Annotated in this window: 1 protein-coding gene and 1 pseudogene; both read right to left on the bottom strand. The window is 63.8% G+C overall.

The genetic code is table 11. From position 1 onward, the window contains the following. A partial coding sequence (locus SB4_RS18730; protein ID WP_478212464.1) for an HAD family hydrolase occupies window positions 1–341 on the bottom strand: 341 nt, incomplete at its 3' end. Between the two features lie 106 nt (window positions 342–447). Continuing rightward, window positions 448–636 (bottom strand): annotated as a pseudogene (locus tag SB4_RS18725) (cupin); the annotation flags it as partial.

Raw genomic sequence — 636 nt, 5'->3', positions numbered from 1 at the left:
TCGAACAGGCTGCGCAGATCGCCGGCGCTGCTGAACTGAAAGTACTGGATCTGCGCCTGCACCGAGCCGGAGGAAAGTATGTAGAGCGGCAGACCGGCCGCCTTGAAGCGGCGAAGGGCTATCAGCGCATCATCGTAGATGTGGCTGACATAGGCGCCCTCCTTGTAACCGCTCTCCCAGATCCTGCCCTGCAGCTTCTTCAGCGGCGGAATCTTCTGGTCGGCATCCTGCCACGCCAGCAGCGCCGCCACCGGATCGGTGCCGCCGGCTCGCGCCGCGACGTCGGCCAGGATCGCCTCGATCTCCGGGTCGCCGCGCCGGGCCGCGACGAAGTCCGCCATTCGTGCACGGGAATAGCCAAAGAGGACCGTCCATGCACGAAGGATTTCGACGCGATGGTTCCCTCGATGTCGAGCAGCACCACCTCCGCGTCCAGAACCATCGCCATCAGGCGGCGATCTCATATTTCTGGAATGCGTCGGAGATCGCATCGCCGGTGAAATGCGCCACCCAGCCCTCCTGGTTGGTGAACAGCCTGATGCAGGTGAAATCAGCCTCCGGCCCGCCATCGAACCAATGCTTGACGCCGTGCGGCACCGAGAGCAGGTCGCCAGCTTCGCCGACCAGCTGATAGAC

Origin of the sequence: Sphingomonas sanguinis, from assembly GCF_001476905.1 — a bacterium.
GTDB classification, from domain to species: domain Bacteria; phylum Pseudomonadota; class Alphaproteobacteria; order Sphingomonadales; family Sphingomonadaceae; genus Sphingomonas; species Sphingomonas sanguinis_B.
This window is presented reverse-complemented; position numbering and strand designations above follow the sequence as displayed.